The following is an 18,219-nucleotide window of genomic DNA, read 5'->3' as shown; positions in this document are numbered from 1 at the left end:
CCGTGTTGGATAATTTGCTTACTAAATTAATATTGTCTTTTAAATCTTAAATAATGGTCCAAGGAATAATATCCGCCACCAACAAAAAACAAACATAATGTTATTACAAAATATAATAGTGCCAGTTCCGCCGAACCCGAACCGGCTACACTATGTCCATCAGCTTTTGCCAACCATAGCGGAAACCCGAAAAAAGGATCTCCGTCGCCTTCAAACGAATATTTTACGGTAATACGGTAAATAGGGTCTTTAAAGGGAATATGCATAAAAACTATTCCCACAAACATAGTTATAGAGGCTCCCAATGATGCCAATGGCACAAAAATGCCGAGTATCAATGCGATACCACCTCCGAATTCACTTATAACAGCCAATAATTGTAAGATACCAGGGAAGGCTTCCCCTGCAAAACTCATAGGGGCTGCGAGCTTTGGCAATCCGTGCATAATTAAACCAAAACCTGCTATTAAACGTATTATCAATAAACCTATGGAAGCAAAGCTATTGCTTTTACGATCTCCAAAAAGGAGATTGGAGATTTTTACTATTGTACTCATGATTATATTTTTTAAATAGTTTTATTATTAATTTTTTAATCCATCAATGAAAATGTAAAGCGACTTTATTTTACCATTCTCTATGGTAAAAATGTCCTGTCCTGTTATCTCATTTGGTTTAGATGCTGTACCAAACTGCCAGAATAACCTAGCTATATTATTATGACTTTCAATTGGCCTTGCTAAACTAAAATCAAATCCAGGATGCTTTTTTTGTAAGTCCTCAATAAAATCATTTAGTTTGGAATGTCCATTTATTACAAAGAATGGGTCAATTATTTCTACATCTTCTGTGTATACTTCTTTAATGGACTCATTTCGCTTTTCAGCATTTTTTTCTGTCCATATTTCCAAATGCCTTTTCGTTAAGGCTTCTATATCTACTTTACTCATTTTTGTTCGTGTTTTTAATGTTAGACGTTTTTCGTTATTGTTTTTCTCCTTGGGATAAGAGATCAATTCCATTTGCAATCCCCAAGGAGATGTAAAATAGGACCACAGTTCTCCATTACTATTTACAAATGGATCATCTAGAAATGTGATTCCTTTTGATTTTAAATAGGCCACACTTTTATAAATATCGTCGGTGTAAAATGCTATGTGATACCAAGCCGGATCTTCGCCAAAAGGTAATTTCTTATTACTTTTCTCTGACTTGTATTGAAATAATTCTATTTTGCTTCCGCTGCTAGATTGAATTACCACAATCCTCTCTATTACGGCTTCCTTGTGAATTTTATAACGCTTTTTCCAACTCTCGTCCAATTCCAATAGTTCAAGTTCTGATGCTTTTTCAAAACCTAAAACATCTGAAAAAAAAGTCAATGCCCCGTCTAAGTCCGGCACATTTATACCTATATGGCCCACTCCTTTTACATTGAAATTTTGCGCGACCGATTGGGTATTAAACATTGCGACCAACCCAATCATCAAGATTAAAATTTTTGTTTTCATCTGTTAATATTTATTTATTTTAAAATGGTCAGATGTAATTTGCCAATCAACATTTTGGTCGATTTCCAGAATTGATTTGACTCATCTCACAATGGTTTATTTAATTTCTGTTAAAAATTCAGACAATGGTTTTCTTACCTTTTTAAGGTTTAAATTCCAGTCGTTACTGTCATCCCTATAACCCAAAGCCAATAGCATTGAACTTTTTAATCCTTTTTCTTTCAAACCCAGTAATTCGTCCAAAGCCATCGGATCAAAACCTTCCATTGGAGTAGCATCTATCCCTTCAAGGGCTGCGGTAAGTGTTGCAATTCCCAATGCAATATGTGCCTGCTTGGCTGCATGATGAAAATTGTTTTCATCGCTCATAGCACCAAAAAACTGTTTCGAAAAATTCCTTTGACCTGAAGTCTTTTCAATAGGAAGATTACGCTCTTTTGCCAAATAATCGAAAACCCCATCAATTCTTTCTTTTGAATAGGTATCCCAAGCGGCAAAAACAAGTAGGTGCGAACACTCAATTATCTGTTTTTGGTTAAAAGCAATGGGCTCTATTTTTCTTTTCAGTTCGCTATTGGTAATACTGATGATCTCATAAGGTTGTAAACCTATTCCCGAAGGAGCTAAGTGCATAGCTTCTATAATTTTATTTACGGTACTATCCGGTATTGTTTTACCTGACATTCTCTTGGTAGCATAACGCCACTTCATTGCTTCTATAGTTTCCATTTTATCCAAGGCTTTTAACGCTTATCCCAGGTGTTGGGATAAGCGTGTTTGATTGAACAATTATCCGCTATACTTAGCCAACCATTTTTCTTTTATCTCCGCTCTCGCATTGATAAATTCAATGTCCGTACCTTGTGCAATGGCATCAAGTGGGTATCTCAATGGTCTGGTTCCATCTTGCATGCTTACCAGGTTTAATATTCCATCAGCAATTGTTTGTGGGTTCATATCAAACTCTTGCATTTTACCAAATAATCCTGCTCCAATAGCGTTAAACATATCTGTTGCAATAGGATCATAAGCTGCTGCAACATCTGGCTTGTCTGCACCAATTCCTTGTTTACTGCCATTGTTCATTTCGGTAGGATAAACACCCGGTTGTATGGTTACATTTTCAATATTGAATTGGGCCAACTCTACTTGGAGACCTTCTGCAATACTTTCCACACCAAACTTTGAAGCTAAATAGGGGATCATAAATGGTAATGTATGTGCGCTAGCTCCTGATGTTATATTGATTATAAGACCACTTTTCTCTTTACGCATACTTGGTAAAACGGCTTGATAATTTCTAATAACACCATAAAAGTTTACTTCAAACATTTTACGGATTTGTTCAATTGAAGTGGCTTCCAAAAGCCCAAAACCGGTCACACCTGCGTTGTTGACCAATACATCTATTTTTCCGTGTTTTGTGAGAGCTTGCTGAAATGCATTTGATACCGAATGGTCATCGGTCACATCAATTTCCACTACTTCAACGTTTGGCAGAGCCGAAAGTTCGTCAGCTGCTTCTTTATTTTTGCCCGATACGCCTCTCATACCTGCAATTACTGTATTACCTGCTTTTGATAAGGTGATGGTTGTTAATTTACCAAAACCTGAACTTGTTCCTGTGATAAAAATTACTTTGCCCATTTTTATAAAATTTTAAATTATTAATGAGACAAAGATGCCACTGAAGTGACCCTTTTTCCATTGACATTTAAATGAAAAAACTATTGATAAATGTCAATGATTTTACTTTTTATTTGCTTGGGACCTAATGCGGCTTAAGGTTTCTGGCGAAATACCTATATAAGAAGCGATCATGTGTTGAGGAACACGATTTGCGATGGATGGAAATTTTAAAACGAAATTATTGTATTTTTCTTCCGAGCTGAGGCTAATACTGGAATGGATTCTACTTTGAGAAGTAATGAAGCTCCTGTGTAATATATTATTGACCATATTGTTAAAAACATGGATTTTCCTGCAAAGCATTTCAAAGTCCTCTTTTTTAAATAGCAGAATTTCTGAATTTTCAAGAGCTTCTATATTAAATTTTGAAGGTGTTTCATTAACTAGACTTTCCCTGTCGCCAGTCCAGTAGTTTTCAGGAGAGAAGCTCATTATGTGCTCTGTTCCTTTGTCGTCTACTGAGAATTTTCTAAGAAAGCCACTGCTAACAAAAGCATTATAACGCCAAACATCCCCTTCTTGCAATAGAAATTGCCTCTTACGCAATTTTTTTAATATGGCATAAGAAAGTATCTCATTTAATTCATCCTCGGATATAGATACTTTATCGGTTATATATTTCTTGAAAACTTCCAACATTATACTACAAAGTTAAAAATTTAACTCTGAAAATATTGCAAAAAAATAAGCCTAAATGTACATTAAAACAAGTACTTTAGGCTATTGTTTTTTCCTTTTTGGGGAACAAAAAATCATTTAAGCAGGATAGCTTACTAAATTTAACGCGGCCAATGGTCCACCAGCTTGCTGTAGTTTACTTCCTGTGGCCAGGTCTCCCAAATCAATTGACTTAAAACCAAATTCATTAAGTAGATTCACAACTGTGTTCTTAGCCTCAGTATCATCACCTGATACAAAAGCAATTCGTTTACCATTGTCAACTTTTGGGTCTGCATCTATCCATTTCAAAAAGTAATGATTCAATGTCTTTACTACCCGTGTCTTTGGAAAAAGTTCTTGTACAATTTCACTAGCCGCTTTTCCTTTTAAATTGTCATAACTCATATCATCCAAGATTGGGTTGGTAACATCAACTAAAATCTTACCATCCAAGTTAGGGACATCTGCTGCTACTTGTTTCAAATGGGACCATCTAACTGTAAGGAAAAGCACATCTGCCCGAGTTATTTCACTTAATTCCGCCGGAATTGCAAGACTGCCCAGCTTTGCTGCTTTTTCTTTTAAACTAGCAGCTCCTTTATTGTTTGTAAGCAAAACACTATGCTTGGCCTTAATTAATTTTTTGGCTATTGCTTCTCCAATTTTTCCTGTTCCTATAATTGCCGTTTTCATAATCTTATGTTTTTATTTTTAATATCGGTTTGTATTGAAAATTGCTATTTAAAAAGATTAATATTCTTTTCATAGGGCATCCCTTCTGGATAGGTGATAAACTCAATGGTTGTTCCCCAAGGTGTTAAACCATAGCAGAAGAAATTTTTATCTCCTTTCTCTGCCGGGAATAAAAAGGGATTTGGATCCGATAACATTATTCCTCCTGCAGCTTCAAATTTTTGGATTGCCTTATGCATATTATCCGTGTACAAAGCAAAGTGTATTAAACCCAAATCGCTTGATTTTACGGGTTGTCTCTGACCATCAACGTGAATTTCAAATAATTCTATTTTAACACCACTTCCTATCTTAATCATTCTACACGAATACAGGGTTGCCTTGGGCGCCAGGTTCAATGCTGATGCGAGTTCTTCAGATGCTTCCATAGGTGGAAGCGCCCGGCTGTAGGATTCATAAATAATCTCGGCATCAAACGCCTCTTGTAGAAAGGTGGTTGCAATATTAATATCCGGTACATTTAAACCTATATGATCTATTTTGGTGATAATATTAGTAGTTTCCATTATTGAATTACTGTATTTGATTGAAAAATATTTATACGATTATTGTCCGGGTCCAAAGCCATGGTACAAAACAAGGCCCCCTCTGCTAGATATCTCTCTTTCCATAAAAACTCCACTCCTTTATCTTCAAGTTCTTTTGTTGCTACCTTTAAATCTTCTACTTGAAACACCAGAGCTTTACTACTTATTACTGTGGGTGGAGCATCCATTTTTGAGTCCTCGACAATCGCATGGATTAATTGACTATCTGAATTTTGAAGCATTTCAATTTTCATACCCGCACCTTCCATAAAGGCCATTTGCAACTCACCTTTTTCTACGGGAATGGCTTGTTTCATCAATAATTTAAACCCCAGGATATTATCATACCATTTTATGGAATCTTCTATATTAGACACCACAAAAGCAACGTTATATAAGGCCAAGGTGTTTAATCCTCCCTTTGATTTTGTTTGATCTTCCATTTTATTATTTTCCAAGATGTTCCTATTTGCTACCATTTACTTTACCGAATATTGAGGCTGAAACAAATTGTTCAGCCTCAACAAAAAGTACTGACCAAAAACTATTCCTTAACAAATTGTAGGTCAACAACAAGCTTTATAGTATCACTTACCACTATACTTCCTGCTTCTGTTACCGCACTCCAAGTTAAATCGAAATCTTTTCTATTCACTTTTCCGGTAATTTCAAAACCTGCTTTGGTTTGACCATAAGGGTCTATCGCCAATCCATTAAAATCCACATCCAATACAACCTCCTTGGTTTTATCCCTAATCGTTAAATCTCCAACCAATTTATCCCCATCAAAAGATTTGGACTTAAAGGTCAATTCTGGATATTCTACCGCATTGAAAAAGTCATCAGATTTTAAATGTGCATCCCTGTCACTATTTTTAGTATTGATAGAATCAACATTTGCTACAAATTTAAAATCTGCATTTGCGAAATTTTCGTTTTCAGTTTCAGCTGTTGCGCTGAAGTCTTCGAAGTGTCCTGTTACTGTAGAGATCATCATATGCTTAACTTTAAAGCTTATTTCAGAATGTGCTACATCTAAATTCCATTTTGTTTTTACTGCTGTTTTCATTTTTAAATTTATTTATGTCATTACTGACGGTTATACTTGTTTTGGATTATTAAATATTTACTTCAGATATTTTTTTATTTCTGCTGCAGCATGGTCAAGCATTGCTTGGGTTGATGGTATACTTGCCAAAGCATTGAGCATTCCAAAATCATGGATTGTACCATTATACCTTACAGTCGCAACTTCAACTCCCGCTTTATCAAGTTTACGGCCATAAGCTTCTGCTTCATCTCTTAAAATGTCGTTTTCTGCTACCAGTATTACGGTTGGCGGCAATCCATATAACTGTTCCAAGCTAGCATTAAGTGGTGAGGCGTAAATTGAATTACGTTCTTTGGTGTTCGTGGTATATTGATTCCACATCCATTCCATGATGGCCGTGGTCAAAAATCGGTCTTTAGCAAAAGTCTTATAAGACTCTTGTGACATACTGGCATCTGTTACTGGCCACAATAATATTTGAGCTTTTAATAGCGGACCCTTTTCTTCTTTTGCCCTAATAGCAGTAACTGCTGCCATATTACCACCAACACTATTCCCAACTACCGCAATTTTCCGGCCATCTACATTAATTTCTTCTCCATGTTTGGACACCCATTTAGTAGCCGCATAAATTTCATTGATCGCAGTAGGGAATTGTGCCTCTGGTGAAGGCGTATAATTTACAAATACCGCTACTGCACCTGAACGAACTACTAAATCCCTCACCAGCCTTTTGTGTGTTGGGTAGTCTCCTAATATCCACCCTCCACCATGGATAAACATAAAAACTGGTAGCGTTGCTTTAATACCACTCGGACGAACGATATTTAGTTTTACTTCATATCCATCTTGATTAATGGTTTTTTCAGATGCTTCAATACCTGAAAGGTCTACATCTATTGATGCCTGCGCTCCAATTAGAACCTGACGGGCATCTTCTTTAGTTAAAGTTTCCAACCCAGGGCCGTTGGGAGTGTTAAGCACTTTTAAAAATTCTTTGGTGCCACTGTCTATGTGTTCATCATTCAAGTAATCTTTTACTTGAGCATTTATTTGTGCACTGACAATAATTAGAATAAGTGATATTATTTTCATTTTACTTTTGTTTAAATTATTATACGTCAATATTGACGTTACAAAAGTGCAATGAACCGCTTCCTAGTTCCAATGAAGTAGATTAGGAAAAATGGTTGAAGTAGATTAAGATTTTTTTTGAACCTTGTTATTTCTTATCTTGGATAGGAATTCAGGTGTCATTCCCAAAAAAGATGCTAATGCGTATTGAGGTAAGCGTTGCGCAATATGTGAATATTTATTCAAAAATTGATCATAACGCCTTTCGGCCGATAAAGTCAAATTATTTGTTATTCTTCGCTGAAAAAAAGCCAAGCCTCTTTCTGCAATAATTCTGAAAAAAGTTTCAAACTTATGATTAGCTTGTTTTAGCTCTTTTTGTTTTTCAAAATGTACCCTTAGTACAACACTATCCTCAAGAGCAATAACAAATGATGTTGCCGGCTGTTGGTATATAAAGCTATTGTAGTCCGTAATCCACCAATTTTCAATGGCAAAAGAAGTTGTATGGTCGTTACCATCTTCTGTTACAACATAAGATCTGAAAGCTCCTTTAACGATAAAATGTACATGATGTGCAATAAAATTAGGTTGCACAATGAATTGTCTTTTTTTAACCTTTATCTCCTCAAAACAGCTGACGAATTGATGGCTTTCATCTTCATTCAAATCAACATAATTTTTGAGGTATTGGGCCAATATTACTCTTGAATCCATTGAAATCATTTGCTTAGATAGCGTCCAATAAAGTTAGCCAAATAAAATTAAATTGAAATAATTAACACAATAAATTCTTTGGGCTAATTCCAAATTGTTTTTTAAAAGCAAATGAAAAATGGGATAAGTTTTCAAAGCCTAAATCCACATAAATATCGGATGGTTTTTTTTTCCTTTTATCAATAAGGAAATGAGCTTCTTGCAATCTTTTTTGAATTAACCAGCGATTGGGGGTTTCATTAAAAACTTGTTTAAAATCCCGCTTGAATGCAGATAAACTGCGTCCGGTTAAAAATGCGAAACGCTCTATACCCACATTGAATTTATAATTTTGGTTCATAAACTCCTCCAAGTTTATTTTCTCAGGTTTACCATAATCAAAAAATATACCTGATAACTCGGGTTGTATCTTTAATAAGATAAGTAAGAGTTCTTCCCGCTTAATATCCTGAAAAGCATTTTCAATTCTTCCGGCCCCAGTATAATATGGAATTAATGAGTTGATATAGCCAGCTATCAGCTCATTTTTATTCATATGCAGAATGGCCCCGGAAATCGAGTGATTTTCTATATGTGGTTTATGTTTTATTTGAAATTGCTTAAGAAACATTTCATCGAATAGTATGACTACCTTTTCAAACTTGTCCTCCGCTTTTTGCTTATTGTATCGCACCAAATGGTTTTTACGTACAATACAATATTCCCCGGGTTTCAGTGTGACATTTTTACTGCCATCATATCCATTCAAAGTGCCTTTTATTAAAAAAAGAAAGAAATGCTCCGGAATAAATTGCTCAGGTGAGATTTCTGGCCCGATATAGCAAGATTGTATATCCATTTCTATTTTATAATTTCAAATTTAATCAAGCTTTTGGCAGTATCTGCGATAATAGTTTCTTTGTTTCTTGGTTGCCAACCCAAGGTATGCTTAGTTTTTTTGTTCGATAACATTTTAATGATCCCTACTTGGTCAGAAACAGCTTTTAACTCCGGTTTAAAAAAAGCCAGAATTTTCACAATCCAATTTGGCAGCACTCTTTTGGTAACTTTGTTTGCAAAATGGTTTTGCTGTTGGCGAAGAATTCCAGCAATCTCCGGCAAGGAAGTAACATCATCAGATGTAACCAAAAAACGATGGCCCTTTGCCCCTTCAATTGTCATTGCTTTAATATGAACGTCCGCCACATCCCGGACATCCACTATTCCAAAATTCACTTTTGGAGTTGCGGACATTTTACCGCTCATAAGTTGTTCTATCAATTGTACAGAACTTGAAAAATCCTTACCCAAAATAGGCCCAAAAATCCCCACAGGGTTAATGACAACCAACTCCATTTTGTTATCCGAACTATTAACAAATTCCCAAGCAGCACGTTCCGCAATGGTCTTTGATTTAATATATGCTCCAATTTTTGCATTGGGGTCTGTCCAATCTTCTTCCGTAAAAACATGGTTTCTTGGATTAATACCATAACCTATTGCGGCAAAGGAAGAGGTCATTACAACACGTTTTACAAAAGCATTTTGTGCCGCTTTCAACACGCGCAATGTACCTTCTTTTGCCGGAATAATTAATTCCATTTCATCTTTAGGTTCTGCTGAAGGAAATGGCGAAGCAATATGTAAAACATATTTACAATCCTTCACAGCATCGTCCCAATGATCGTTTTTGGTCAAATCGGCTTCTATAAATTCGAGGTTCTCAAATGATTCCAGACCTCCGTTTTTAAGCTTGTCCAACACCTCTACTTTTCTTTTCAGAGAACGAATTGTTGTTTTAACGAAATATCCTTTTTGCATCAGTTGAAGAATGGTATAGGCTCCTAGAAAACCTGTTCCACCTGTTACCAATACTTTTGTGTTTAAATTACTCTTCTCCATCTACCTTCTTTTTAAAAGTAATACCCGTCATTTTTTCACAAATTTCAAAGACCTTGTCGGCAGACTCCATATCCAAAGCATATTGCCTAACACCAAATGGGGCGTCACTATGGTTAGGTACAACATTTGAAATATTACAATCTTCCAAATACACCCCCCCTTTTTCCGATAGCTCGGGGCTAACGGCGGCCCAGGTCGTTGTGGCTCCCCCTTCTTTTACGGTTTTATAGACATCGCCAATATTATTGGGGTTTCTAAAAAAGTTCAGCAAGCCAGTGTAATTAATTGCCCTAGAAAATTCAGCAGTAGCTCTCATTAGCCAGACCTTAGTGTTCGAAGCTATTCCCACTTGTGAAGTAGCGAAAAGATCTGAGGACGGAATTGGACCAGGGTGTACCGCAAAAGTTCTAATGTTTGAATCTTTTAATAGGTCATCCAACTTCACAGACAATAGAATAAGGCCTGTTTTACTTTGGGCGTACGCCTTCATTCCAGAGTATTCGGTTTGTTCAAAATTAACATCGTTCAACAGAACATTACTTAACCTATGGCCCCTAGATGATAAGTTGACAATGCGTGCGCCATTTGCTTTCTTCAAAGCCGGAAGTAGTTTAACAATGAGCTCGTAATGTCCTAAAACATTGGTTGCAAATTGCAACTCGTACCCTCTTTGGTCTCTAGTTAATGGAATATTGTATATTCCTGCACTATTTATAAGTGCATGAATAGGCCGACCGGACCTCAAGAATTTTCGAGTAAATGTTTCAATTGATTTTGGTTTCAACAGATCTACATATTCAATTTCGATATTAGGGAGTTCCGCTAAATTATTTTTTGCCCACCCTACATCTCTAGCTAGGGCAACAACCGTAGCTCCTCTACTGACAAATGCTTTCGTAGCTTCTATCCCTGTTCCGCTATGCCCCCCGGTCATTACAATTATTTTTCCTTTTAAATCAAGCCCTTCTACAACATCCATAGCTTCTGTATGATGATGAAAATTATTAACAAGGGGTTTTTGACGTTCATCATTGATAATTGGTCCAGTATATGTTGGTGCTGATGCTGCTTTGTCATTGATGGCGATATAGACCGCAGAACCAACGATAAGCAGGGTGAAGGATAACACCAGAATGCCCATAACATGAATCGATCGTATTAAAATTGATTTTTTTGGATTCTTTTTATTTTTGATTTTTTTTGAATTATTTTCCATTATTTCAATATTTATGGACCAAAATTCTTTAAAAATATCTCAACCTACTTTGCTGAAAAGTCCAATTTTAATATATAGGAAGATTTTAAAAATTTACTTTTTTCTTTACGTTAGTCGTTGGTTTGGAATTATTTTCACACTCTCAGTTACTATTTTTTAAGCTAGTAAGGCATTTATTTGAGTGGTAGTAATTTTGGTGTGACCAAGTAATTTTGTTACTGATTCTATTAGGTATACAATTTATTCTCCAATGTTTAAGCTACTTGTGGCCCTATACATTGGCACTGGCCAGGTATATAAGATTACCTCAAGGCCTTCGGTGATCCCGCTTATGGATTGTTGTTCAAGACAATCCGGCACAGACACGTGCCTGTATGCCTGTTTTATTGTCCACCCCTTAAACCCCTAAAGTCATTAGGCAAAAAATAAAACCATTGTCAATTACAAAGGATTATCTCAATAAGATTAAAAAGATTGGAATATAGCTTTCAGTTGGCGGTGCCAAAAAATTTTACCAAATTTCTTACAACTCTTATCAAATAACTCAAAAGAAATACGATGCACCAGCACCTTGCAGTAAAACCCATGATATTAATTTATGGGTTTCGTTGTCGAACAATAGTGTTCCCAAAGGTTTTTCGGGACATTCCTTCCTATAGTATACCATTACATTGGGAGCTACTTCTTTTAAGGCCGAAACAAATGGACGGTATAATGAATCGTTTTCCTTATAGAATCGGAGTGGCTTGGCATCCAGGTTATCCAGCCCATGACTATTGATTTTATTAACAAAAGATGTAAAAACACCATTCCTATACTCAATACTGTAAACCGTATTCTTGTTAACTGAATCTCTAGATGCTTCCTCGATTTTTAGGAATTTGTGAATAATGGAGTCCTGGCCAATATTAACATCAGACTTCCCATTTACATATTCAGCCAACCCTTTGAGGTTATTATAGTAATTAATTTCTGCTGGTAGCCAACCTTTAAATTCTTTGTCCTGTGAATAAACGCAAACACTAAATGTGTAGAACAAAACTAAAATAACACTCATTTTCATAATTCTAAAGTATGAAAAATATCAATTTCAACCATAAGATTTCTTTAGGATCAAAATAGGGCTGGTTTAAAAGTGATGAATTGTACAAAGCAAATAGTAACCGCCGCAATTAGCATCGTGGCAAGAACTTTAAACCTGATAACTTTAATATTACCTGAATGATCACAACACCGAAATTAAGCCTAAAAGACGAAGTTAAATATTGTAATCCTAGCCTGAGTTTTTGATTAACAAACTTGGGCATGCAACCAGCATTGCTTCTAATTATATGAACATTCCTTACAGGTTCCAGTTAAAACACAATTTACATTTTCAACCAAGTAATCATCTGGAATTGAAAAATTTACTTCTACTGGAAGGCACTCTATCGTTTCACATTTTATACACCTAAAATGAAAATGATGCATTGGCCTTTTATTTTCATCACATTTCATACATAAGGCAAAATACTGTTTACCATTTTCGGCAACAACCTTATGTAAAACCCCATCTTCACAAAAGCGGTTCAGAACACGATAGATGGTAGCCCTGTCAATATCAATGTCTATCTTTTTCTCAATGGCATCTTGACTCATTGCTCTCCCTGTCGTGGCCAAGACCTCTAAAACAGCTTCTTTAGTGGGTGTGTTCCTTCTTTTTTTCAAATTAATGCGATTAATTCGCAATTATTTATTGCGATAGTATTGCAATATTACGAAATAAAGATATATTTGCAATTAATTTAATGCGATACATTCGCATTTAAAACAATTTGGATGATTAGAAGAGAAGTAATCAAGCAAGGAAGTCTAGCCGCTCTGTCCATTACTTTACTTAGTTCATTTACCAGTTTTACAAAAGCCAACATTAACGTTATGAAAGAAAATAGAACTTTTGAAGTGATTATTATTGGCGGGAGTTATGCAGGGCTTTCAGCAGCCATGGCATTAGGCCGCTCTTTACGAAATGTGCTAATAATCGATAGTGGAAAACCCTGTAATAGCCAAACACCACATTCCCATAATTTCTTGACACAAGATGACAAGACACCAAAAGAAATTTCCAATATAGCCAAACACCAGGTTGAACAATACAACACCGTTTCTTTCTTAAATGACCTGGCCGTACATGGACGAAAGATACCTGTAGGTTTTGAAATTAAAACAGAAACCGGCAAGGCATTTACAGCAAAAAAAATAATTTTTGCCACCGGAATTAAGGACATAATGCCAAACATCAAAGGATTCTCAGCATGCTGGGGAATTTCTGTAATACACTGCCCCTATTGCCACGGTTATGAGCATAAAGCGGTAAAAACAGCCCTTATCACCAATGGTGAAAGAGCTTTTCATATGGCACCTTTAATTCATAACCTTACCGATAATTTGACCATCTTGACCAATGGTAAAATAGATTTTGAAGAATCGCAATTAAAAAAGCTCAAAGAGAACAATATTAAAATAATAGAAAAGGAAATAATGGAAATAGAACATGAAAAGGGTCATATCCAAAAAATAGTTTTCAAAGATGGTAGTAAAGAAAGTTTCCTTGCAGCCTATGCAGCAATTCCATTTGAACAGCATACTTCCATCTCTTTTGACCTAGGGTGCAAATTAACGGAACAGGGTCATATCAAAGTAGATTTTCTTCAGCAAACCACTGCTGATGGTGTTTTCGCCTGTGGAGATAATTCCAGTCCCATGCGTTCGGTAGCCTTCGCTGTAGCAACAGGAAATATTGCGGGCGCCATGGTCAATAAAGAATTATCGGACGAACAATTTTAAACAAATTTAATTATGGTTGAAGTTTTCACTACAAATATCCCTAACAAACATCAAGCTGATGAAATTATAAGTGTGCTTGAAAATAAATTCTTAGGCTTGAAAATTAGTTTTGATAAAGAACGAACAATCATCAATTACCCTTGCGATCATAGCATACTAAGGGTTGAAGGCAATACGGTTTTGGCAGAAACTTTTACAAAAGAAGTCAATACCCTTGGCTTTGAATGTGAAATTCTAGAAGATAGACTATGCAGGAAACAGACAGTGATATGACAGAATTTTGGGAATCAAACTTTAAGGAAAAACAGGAAATGTGGGGATTAAAACCTGCCCAATCAGCCCTATTGGCAAAAGACTTTTTCCTTGACAAAAGTATAAAAAACATTCTTGTTCCAGGTATTGGCTATGGACGGAACGCACGACTATTCAAAGACAATGGATTTGAGGTGACGGGTATAGAGATTTCCAAAACCGCTATAGAATTGGCTAGAAAGCATTATGGAACCAATATGACCATATACCACGGTTCCGTGACCGATATGCCATTTGATTCCAAAATTTATGAAGGAATTTTTTGTTATGCACTGGTTCACTTATTTACCAAAAAAGAGAGAAAGAAACTAATCTTGGATTGCTATAACCAACTATCGGAAAATGGTTATATGATTTTTACGGCCATAACAAAAAAAGCTCCAAATTTTGGAAAGGGAAAACATATTGGCACAGATCGCTATGAGTTTCACGAAGGCGCCCAAGTATTTTATTACGACGAGAAATCTGTAGAGGACGAATTTGGTGTGGTAGGTCTTTGTGAAATAATAGAGATCAATGAAGACCAACCATTCTTCTTCATCGTCTGCCAGAAAACAAAAAGTCTAAACCCACAACTTAAATAATGAAAATTAGGAACAGTACATTAGACCTTATAGCCCTTACAAGCTCCCTTATTTGTGGAATACATTGCGCCACTATCCCTATAATACTTACATCTACCACTTTTGGAAGTATCCATTTTTTGGCCAACCCAATTATAGAAAAGGCATTTATTGGCCTAGGCTTTGTCTTGGTCCTAGCTTCTTTATGGCCCAGTTATTACAAAGTTCACGGTATACGGAGACCCTTGCGGTTTGCTATTCTGGGGTTTCTATTTATTGGTTTGGGAAGGCTCCAACTTACAGAAACATGGGAAATAGCTAATACAATAATAGGTACCTTGTTAGTCTCCCTGGCCCACTATCATAACTGGAAAATACTCAGATACAGGGTAAATCATATACATTAAATTTTGTTAAGATTATTTTAACACCGTAATTTTTTTAATTTAGTATGTTTGCTATTGATGAAAAATAGTCGTCTAAAAAATAGTATCAGCATTCTGTTCCTTGCTCTTTTCCTTTCGATGAAAATGGCGGGGCTGCATGTGCTTTCCCATACGGACGATAAGGAGCATGCATTGCATTGTTACATTTGTGACCATGCCGTTTCTAATAATTTAACTCCGGCAATTTCAGCGGATATACCGGAATATGGGATTAAAAACACAGAATCCATTCCTCAATTAGAGAATTCTGAACATTACGATTTTGTTGTTTCAAGTACTATTGCTACCGACCAGCTCTTTTCACGACCTCCCCCCTCTTTACTTTAAGTTTCCCTTGCACTTATTTCTTTCTGGATATCCTGGATAATTCCAATGCATTATTGCTATACCTTTTTCGTGACGGAGAATGGTATATAGGTTATTGCACATAATCGTTTTTTGCAATTAGCAATCGTAGGCTTCAAGGTCTTTTGGCTAGCTGCTAAAAACCAAGACAGAGTTATCAATTTCCATATAGGATTAGTGGTATAGGTTTTGTAATGCCCCTCTCCCTGGGGCAATTGTTCAAACTTATAGTAATTAAATCATGATCCATAAAATGCTGGGGGTATGGCTATATTTTAGCCTAATCTCCATAACGTTTGCACAGGATTCTTTCCAAATAAAAGGATCCGTTGTAAATGCCAACACTTTACAGCCTATAGAAGGCGCCAATATTTTTGGTAATGGCCTTTTTTCAACTTCCTCTTCAACCGGGACATTTACCATAAAAAATGTAGTTGAGGGTACCTACTCCATAACTATATCCCATATTGGTTACTCGTCCGAAACAGTATCTATTAGGGTAGGACCAAAAATGGACACCTTAAAGGTCTACTTAAGGGAGTCTGTCACCGAGCTTCAAGATGTGGAAGTCAATGGTAAAACCCATAAAAGGGAGGCCCAAGAACTGGCTACTGTATCGCACACCGTCTCTAAAGATTTCCTGGAAAACAACAGGGAAAACAGTTTGATGCAGACTTTAAAAAATATACCCGGCGTAAGCACCATCAATATTGGTTCTGGGCAATCTAAACCGGTAATCAGGGGCTTGGGGTTCAATAGGGTAGTCGTAGTACAGAACAGTATAAAACACGAGGCCCAACAGTGGGGCAATGACCATGGCTTGGAAATTGACCAATACGGGGTCGAATCCGTAAAGATTATAAAGGGTCCCGCCTCATTGCAATATGGTTCCGATGCCATTTCGGGGGTGGTAGATATTCAGGCTTCGAAATTGCCAGGTAAAAATTCGTTTAAGGGAGAGGTAAACATGTTAGGAGAAACCAATAATGATCTTTTGGGGGTTTCAACAGGCATACAAGGGCGTAAAAACAAGTGGTTTTATCGCGGGCGATTAACGTATAGGGATTATGGCGATTACAAAGTGCCAGCGGATAGAATCAATTATGAGAATTACATTTTTGAACTGCATGACAATAACTTGAGGAATACAGCCGGGAAGGAAGCTGATGCCAGCTTGGGAATCGGTTTTATTTCAGGCAACATAAAGTCTGAAACCAATTTTAGCAATGTAAATGCCAAAAATGGTTTTTTTGCCAATGCCCATGGCTTGGAGGTCAGAAGTTCCAGCATTGATTACGATAGTTCCAACAGGGATATCGATTTACCCTATCATAAGGTAAACCATTTTAAAATTACCAACAATACCACCGTAGGTATTGGAAACCATACCCTTCAACTGGACCTGGGATATCAAAACAACCACAGGGAGGAACTATCAGAACCTGTTCCACACGGATATATGCCAACGCCACCAGATAGCAAGGAACGGATATTTGATAAAAATACCTACACCCTAAATATTAAGGATTCCTTTAGCCCCTATCAAAGACATGATGTTGCAGCAGGTGTAAATTTGGAATATCAAGACAATAACATAGGGGGATGGGGCTTTTTGATTCCTGCATATAACCGTTTTACCATTGGAGCTTTTGCCTATGACCAATTCGAGGTTCATCAAGATCTCCATTTATTAGGAGGCTTGCGTTATGACTATGGGGCGCTGGAAAGTAAATCCCATTATGACTGGTATTCCTCAACAGTGAACAACAGTGATGGATCAACATCCTACATCTATCTTCAGAGAGCCAAAAACAAAACCTTGGATTTCGGCAATATCAGTGCTTCCCTTGGGATAAGTTACATACATAAAAATACTACCTATAAAGTCAATTTAGGAAAAAGCTTTAGAATGCCTTTGGCCAACGAACTGGCCTCGGACGGCGTAAATTATCATATGTATCGGTACGAAAGGGGAAATCTTGATCTTGACCCTGAATCCTCTTATCAATTGGATCTTGATATAGACCATACCACTACTTCATTTAGTTTTGGAGCCAGTCCCTTTGTAAATTTTTTTGAGAATTTCATCTACCTAAATCCAACTTCCAATTATTATGAAACCCTACAGATTTATGAGTACACTCAGAGCAAGGTGTTTAGAGCCGGAGGAGAGATCAGGGCAAGTACCACTTTATTAAAAAATCTACAATTGGATGCTTCTGCGGAGTACGTTTATTCCAGGCAAACAAGTGGACCCAAGCAGGGCTTTACACTTCCGTTTTCACCCCCATTGGCTGGACTGTTCTCGGCCAGTTATCAATTCAAGGACTTTCTCTTTCTTGGAAAACCTCAAGTAAGAGCAGACTATAGGATTACGGCAGCACAAAATGAAATAGTACCTCCCGAAGAAGTAACGGAGGGATATCAGGTGCTCAACATGTCCTTTACAGCTCAAATGAACCTTTTTAAAAGCGCCAAGCCTTTTGACGTGCGGGTAAAACTAAACAATGTGTTGAACACACACTTTTATGACCATACCAGTTTTTACCGGTTGATAGATGTCCCAGAACCTGGCAGAAACCTATCCATCTCAGTAACAATACCTTTTTAATAAATAGTAAACATAAATAAATTAATAACAATTAAAA

At 36.6% G+C, this 18,219-nt stretch carries 22 protein-coding genes; 6 read left to right on the top strand and 16 right to left on the bottom strand.

Annotated elements, in window-relative coordinates; translation table 11 throughout:
• Positions 1 to 26 precede the first annotated feature (26 nt).
• From C7972_RS13670 to C7972_RS13595, 16 genes are all read right to left on the bottom strand, one after another.
• Positions 27 to 557, bottom strand: coding sequence for a DoxX family protein (locus C7972_RS13670; protein WP_110356740.1), 531 nt, complete (start codon positions 555 to 557; stop codon positions 27 to 29).
• 27 nt (positions 558 to 584) lie between these two features.
• A complete protein-coding gene (locus tag C7972_RS13665) occupies positions 585 to 1,511 on the bottom strand; it encodes a VOC family protein (RefSeq protein WP_110356739.1) in 927 nt (308 codons plus the stop codon).
• A gap of 96 nt (positions 1,512 to 1,607) precedes the next feature.
• Positions 1,608 to 2,240 (bottom strand): NAD(P)H-dependent oxidoreductase, encoded by a 633-nt coding sequence (locus C7972_RS13660; RefSeq protein WP_110356738.1) that lies wholly within the window; start codon positions 2,238 to 2,240, stop codon positions 1,608 to 1,610.
• Between the two features lie 60 nt (positions 2,241 to 2,300).
• Positions 2,301 to 3,158, bottom strand: coding sequence for an SDR family oxidoreductase (locus C7972_RS13655; protein WP_110356737.1), 858 nt, complete (start codon positions 3,156 to 3,158; stop codon positions 2,301 to 2,303).
• A 102-nt stretch (positions 3,159 to 3,260) separates the two neighbouring features.
• On the bottom strand, positions 3,261 to 3,839 hold the full coding sequence (locus C7972_RS13650) for a Crp/Fnr family transcriptional regulator (RefSeq protein ID WP_110356736.1): 579 nt from the start codon (positions 3,837 to 3,839) through the stop codon (positions 3,261 to 3,263).
• A 117-nt stretch (positions 3,840 to 3,956) separates the two neighbouring features.
• Complete coding sequence (locus tag C7972_RS13645) at positions 3,957 to 4,553, bottom strand: NADPH-dependent F420 reductase (protein ID WP_110356735.1); 597 nt, start codon at positions 4,551 to 4,553, stop codon at positions 3,957 to 3,959.
• A gap of 44 nt (positions 4,554 to 4,597) precedes the next feature.
• The gene (locus C7972_RS13640) at positions 4,598 to 5,119 is read right to left on the bottom strand and encodes a VOC family protein (protein ID WP_110356734.1); all 522 of its coding nucleotides are present in this window, start codon (positions 5,117 to 5,119) and stop codon (positions 4,598 to 4,600) included.
• A complete protein-coding gene (locus tag C7972_RS13635; RefSeq protein ID WP_181422892.1) occupies positions 5,119 to 5,598 on the bottom strand; it encodes a VOC family protein in 480 nt (159 codons plus the stop codon). The genes C7972_RS13640 and C7972_RS13635 overlap by 1 nt, the downstream gene beginning before the upstream one ends.
• Before the next feature lie 86 nt (positions 5,599 to 5,684).
• Entirely contained in the window at positions 5,685 to 6,209 is a 525-nt protein-coding gene (locus C7972_RS13630; protein ID WP_110356732.1) for a YceI family protein, read from the bottom strand.
• Between the two features lie 57 nt (positions 6,210 to 6,266).
• The gene (locus C7972_RS13625) at positions 6,267 to 7,286 is read right to left on the bottom strand and encodes an alpha/beta hydrolase (RefSeq protein ID WP_110356731.1); all 1,020 of its coding nucleotides are present in this window, start codon (positions 7,284 to 7,286) and stop codon (positions 6,267 to 6,269) included.
• A gap of 105 nt (positions 7,287 to 7,391) precedes the next feature.
• Positions 7,392 to 7,991: a Crp/Fnr family transcriptional regulator gene (locus C7972_RS13620; RefSeq protein WP_258364866.1), complete on the bottom strand. Its 600-nt coding sequence runs from the start codon at positions 7,989 to 7,991 to the stop codon at positions 7,392 to 7,394.
• Positions 7,992 to 8,043: 52 nt separating this feature from the next.
• Positions 8,044 to 8,820 (bottom strand): AraC family transcriptional regulator, encoded by a 777-nt coding sequence (locus tag C7972_RS13615; protein ID WP_110356729.1) that lies wholly within the window; start codon positions 8,818 to 8,820, stop codon positions 8,044 to 8,046.
• 2 nt (positions 8,821 to 8,822) lie between these two features.
• Positions 8,823 to 9,863, bottom strand: a complete 1,041-nt coding sequence (locus tag C7972_RS13610; RefSeq protein ID WP_110356728.1) for an aldehyde reductase — start codon at positions 9,861 to 9,863, stop codon at positions 8,823 to 8,825.
• A complete protein-coding gene (locus C7972_RS13605; RefSeq protein ID WP_110356727.1) occupies positions 9,850 to 11,079 on the bottom strand; it encodes an SDR family NAD(P)-dependent oxidoreductase in 1,230 nt (409 codons plus the stop codon). The genes C7972_RS13610 and C7972_RS13605 overlap by 14 nt, the downstream gene beginning before the upstream one ends.
• A gap of 544 nt (positions 11,080 to 11,623) precedes the next feature.
• Positions 11,624 to 12,136 carry a hypothetical protein gene (locus C7972_RS13600; protein ID WP_146216325.1) on the bottom strand — a complete coding sequence of 171 codons (513 nt, stop codon included), beginning with the start codon at positions 12,134 to 12,136 and terminating at the stop codon, positions 11,624 to 11,626.
• 266 nt (positions 12,137 to 12,402) lie between these two features.
• Positions 12,403 to 12,786, bottom strand: coding sequence for a Fur family transcriptional regulator (locus tag C7972_RS13595; protein ID WP_220020908.1), 384 nt, complete (start codon positions 12,784 to 12,786; stop codon positions 12,403 to 12,405).
• Between the two features lie 210 nt (positions 12,787 to 12,996).
• On the opposite strand from C7972_RS13595, the gene C7972_RS13590 reads away from it, so the two are divergent.
• The 6 genes from C7972_RS13590 (at position 12,997) to C7972_RS13565 (ending at position 18,182) form a co-directional block, all read left to right on the top strand.
• Positions 12,997 to 13,905 carry an NAD(P)/FAD-dependent oxidoreductase gene (locus tag C7972_RS13590; RefSeq protein ID WP_110356910.1) on the top strand — a complete coding sequence of 303 codons (909 nt, stop codon included), beginning with the start codon at positions 12,997 to 12,999 and terminating at the stop codon, positions 13,903 to 13,905.
• A 12-nt stretch (positions 13,906 to 13,917) separates the two neighbouring features.
• Positions 13,918 to 14,178: a hypothetical protein gene (locus tag C7972_RS13585; protein ID WP_110356725.1), complete on the top strand. Its 261-nt coding sequence runs from the start codon at positions 13,918 to 13,920 to the stop codon at positions 14,176 to 14,178.
• The gene (locus C7972_RS13580; RefSeq protein WP_258364865.1) at positions 14,154 to 14,801 is read left to right on the top strand and encodes a bifunctional 2-polyprenyl-6-hydroxyphenol methylase/3-demethylubiquinol 3-O-methyltransferase UbiG; all 648 of its coding nucleotides are present in this window, start codon (positions 14,154 to 14,156) and stop codon (positions 14,799 to 14,801) included. The genes C7972_RS13585 and C7972_RS13580 overlap by 25 nt, the downstream gene beginning before the upstream one ends.
• Complete coding sequence (locus C7972_RS24440) at positions 14,801 to 15,187, top strand: MerC domain-containing protein (protein WP_110356724.1); 387 nt, start codon at positions 14,801 to 14,803, stop codon at positions 15,185 to 15,187. Before C7972_RS13580 ends, C7972_RS24440 begins: the two co-directional genes overlap by 1 nt.
• Before the next feature lie 57 nt (positions 15,188 to 15,244).
• Positions 15,245 to 15,553 (top strand): hypothetical protein, encoded by a 309-nt coding sequence (locus C7972_RS13570; protein ID WP_146216324.1) that lies wholly within the window; start codon positions 15,245 to 15,247, stop codon positions 15,551 to 15,553.
• A gap of 259 nt (positions 15,554 to 15,812) precedes the next feature.
• Complete coding sequence (locus C7972_RS13565) at positions 15,813 to 18,182, top strand: TonB-dependent receptor (protein ID WP_258364864.1); 2,370 nt, start codon at positions 15,813 to 15,815, stop codon at positions 18,180 to 18,182.
• Positions 18,183 to 18,219: the final 37 nt, after the last annotated feature.

This window comes from Arenibacter sp. ARW7G5Y1 (assembly GCF_003201775.1).
Classification (GTDB): Bacteria; Bacteroidota; Bacteroidia; order Flavobacteriales; family Flavobacteriaceae; genus Arenibacter.
This window is presented reverse-complemented; position numbering and strand designations above follow the sequence as displayed.

Coding starts and splice junctions, on each gene's coding strand:
- C7972_RS13670 (WP_110356740.1), bottom strand. CDS start 557: ATGAGTACAATAGTAAAAATCTCCAATCTCCTTTTTGGAGATCGTAAA.
- C7972_RS13665 (WP_110356739.1), bottom strand. CDS start 1,511: ATGAAAACAAAAATTTTAATCTTGATGATTGGGTTGGTCGCAATGTTT.
- C7972_RS13660 (WP_110356738.1), bottom strand. CDS start 2,240: ATGGAAACTATAGAAGCAATGAAGTGGCGTTATGCTACCAAGAGAATG.
- C7972_RS13655 (WP_110356737.1), bottom strand. CDS start 3,158: ATGGGCAAAGTAATTTTTATCACAGGAACAAGTTCAGGTTTTGGTAAA.
- C7972_RS13650 (WP_110356736.1), bottom strand. CDS start 3,839: ATGTTGGAAGTTTTCAAGAAATATATAACCGATAAAGTATCTATATCC.
- C7972_RS13645 (WP_110356735.1), bottom strand. CDS start 4,553: ATGAAAACGGCAATTATAGGAACAGGAAAAATTGGAGAAGCAATAGCC.
- C7972_RS13640 (WP_110356734.1), bottom strand. CDS start 5,119: ATGGAAACTACTAATATTATCACCAAAATAGATCATATAGGTTTAAAT.
- C7972_RS13630 (WP_110356732.1), bottom strand. CDS start 6,209: ATGAAAACAGCAGTAAAAACAAAATGGAATTTAGATGTAGCACATTCT.
- C7972_RS13625 (WP_110356731.1), bottom strand. CDS start 7,286: ATGAAAATAATATCACTTATTCTAATTATTGTCAGTGCACAAATAAAT.
- C7972_RS13620 (WP_258364866.1), bottom strand. CDS start 7,991: ATGATTTCAATGGATTCAAGAGTAATATTGGCCCAATACCTCAAAAAT.
- C7972_RS13615 (WP_110356729.1), bottom strand. CDS start 8,820: ATGGATATACAATCTTGCTATATCGGGCCAGAAATCTCACCTGAGCAA.
- C7972_RS13610 (WP_110356728.1), bottom strand. CDS start 9,863: ATGGAGAAGAGTAATTTAAACACAAAAGTATTGGTAACAGGTGGAACA.
- C7972_RS13605 (WP_110356727.1), bottom strand. CDS start 11,079: ATGGAAAATAATTCAAAAAAAATCAAAAATAAAAAGAATCCAAAAAAA.
- C7972_RS13600 (WP_146216325.1), bottom strand. CDS start 12,136: ATGAGTGTTATTTTAGTTTTGTTCTACACATTTAGTGTTTGCGTTTAT.
- C7972_RS13590 (WP_110356910.1), top strand. CDS start 12,997: ATGAAAGAAAATAGAACTTTTGAAGTGATTATTATTGGCGGGAGTTAT.
- C7972_RS13585 (WP_110356725.1), top strand. CDS start 13,918: ATGGTTGAAGTTTTCACTACAAATATCCCTAACAAACATCAAGCTGAT.
- C7972_RS13580 (WP_258364865.1), top strand. CDS start 14,154: ATGCAGGAAACAGACAGTGATATGACAGAATTTTGGGAATCAAACTTT.
- C7972_RS24440 (WP_110356724.1), top strand. CDS start 14,801: ATGAAAATTAGGAACAGTACATTAGACCTTATAGCCCTTACAAGCTCC.
- C7972_RS13570 (WP_146216324.1), top strand. CDS start 15,245: ATGAAAAATAGTCGTCTAAAAAATAGTATCAGCATTCTGTTCCTTGCT.
- C7972_RS13565 (WP_258364864.1), top strand. CDS start 15,813: ATGATCCATAAAATGCTGGGGGTATGGCTATATTTTAGCCTAATCTCC.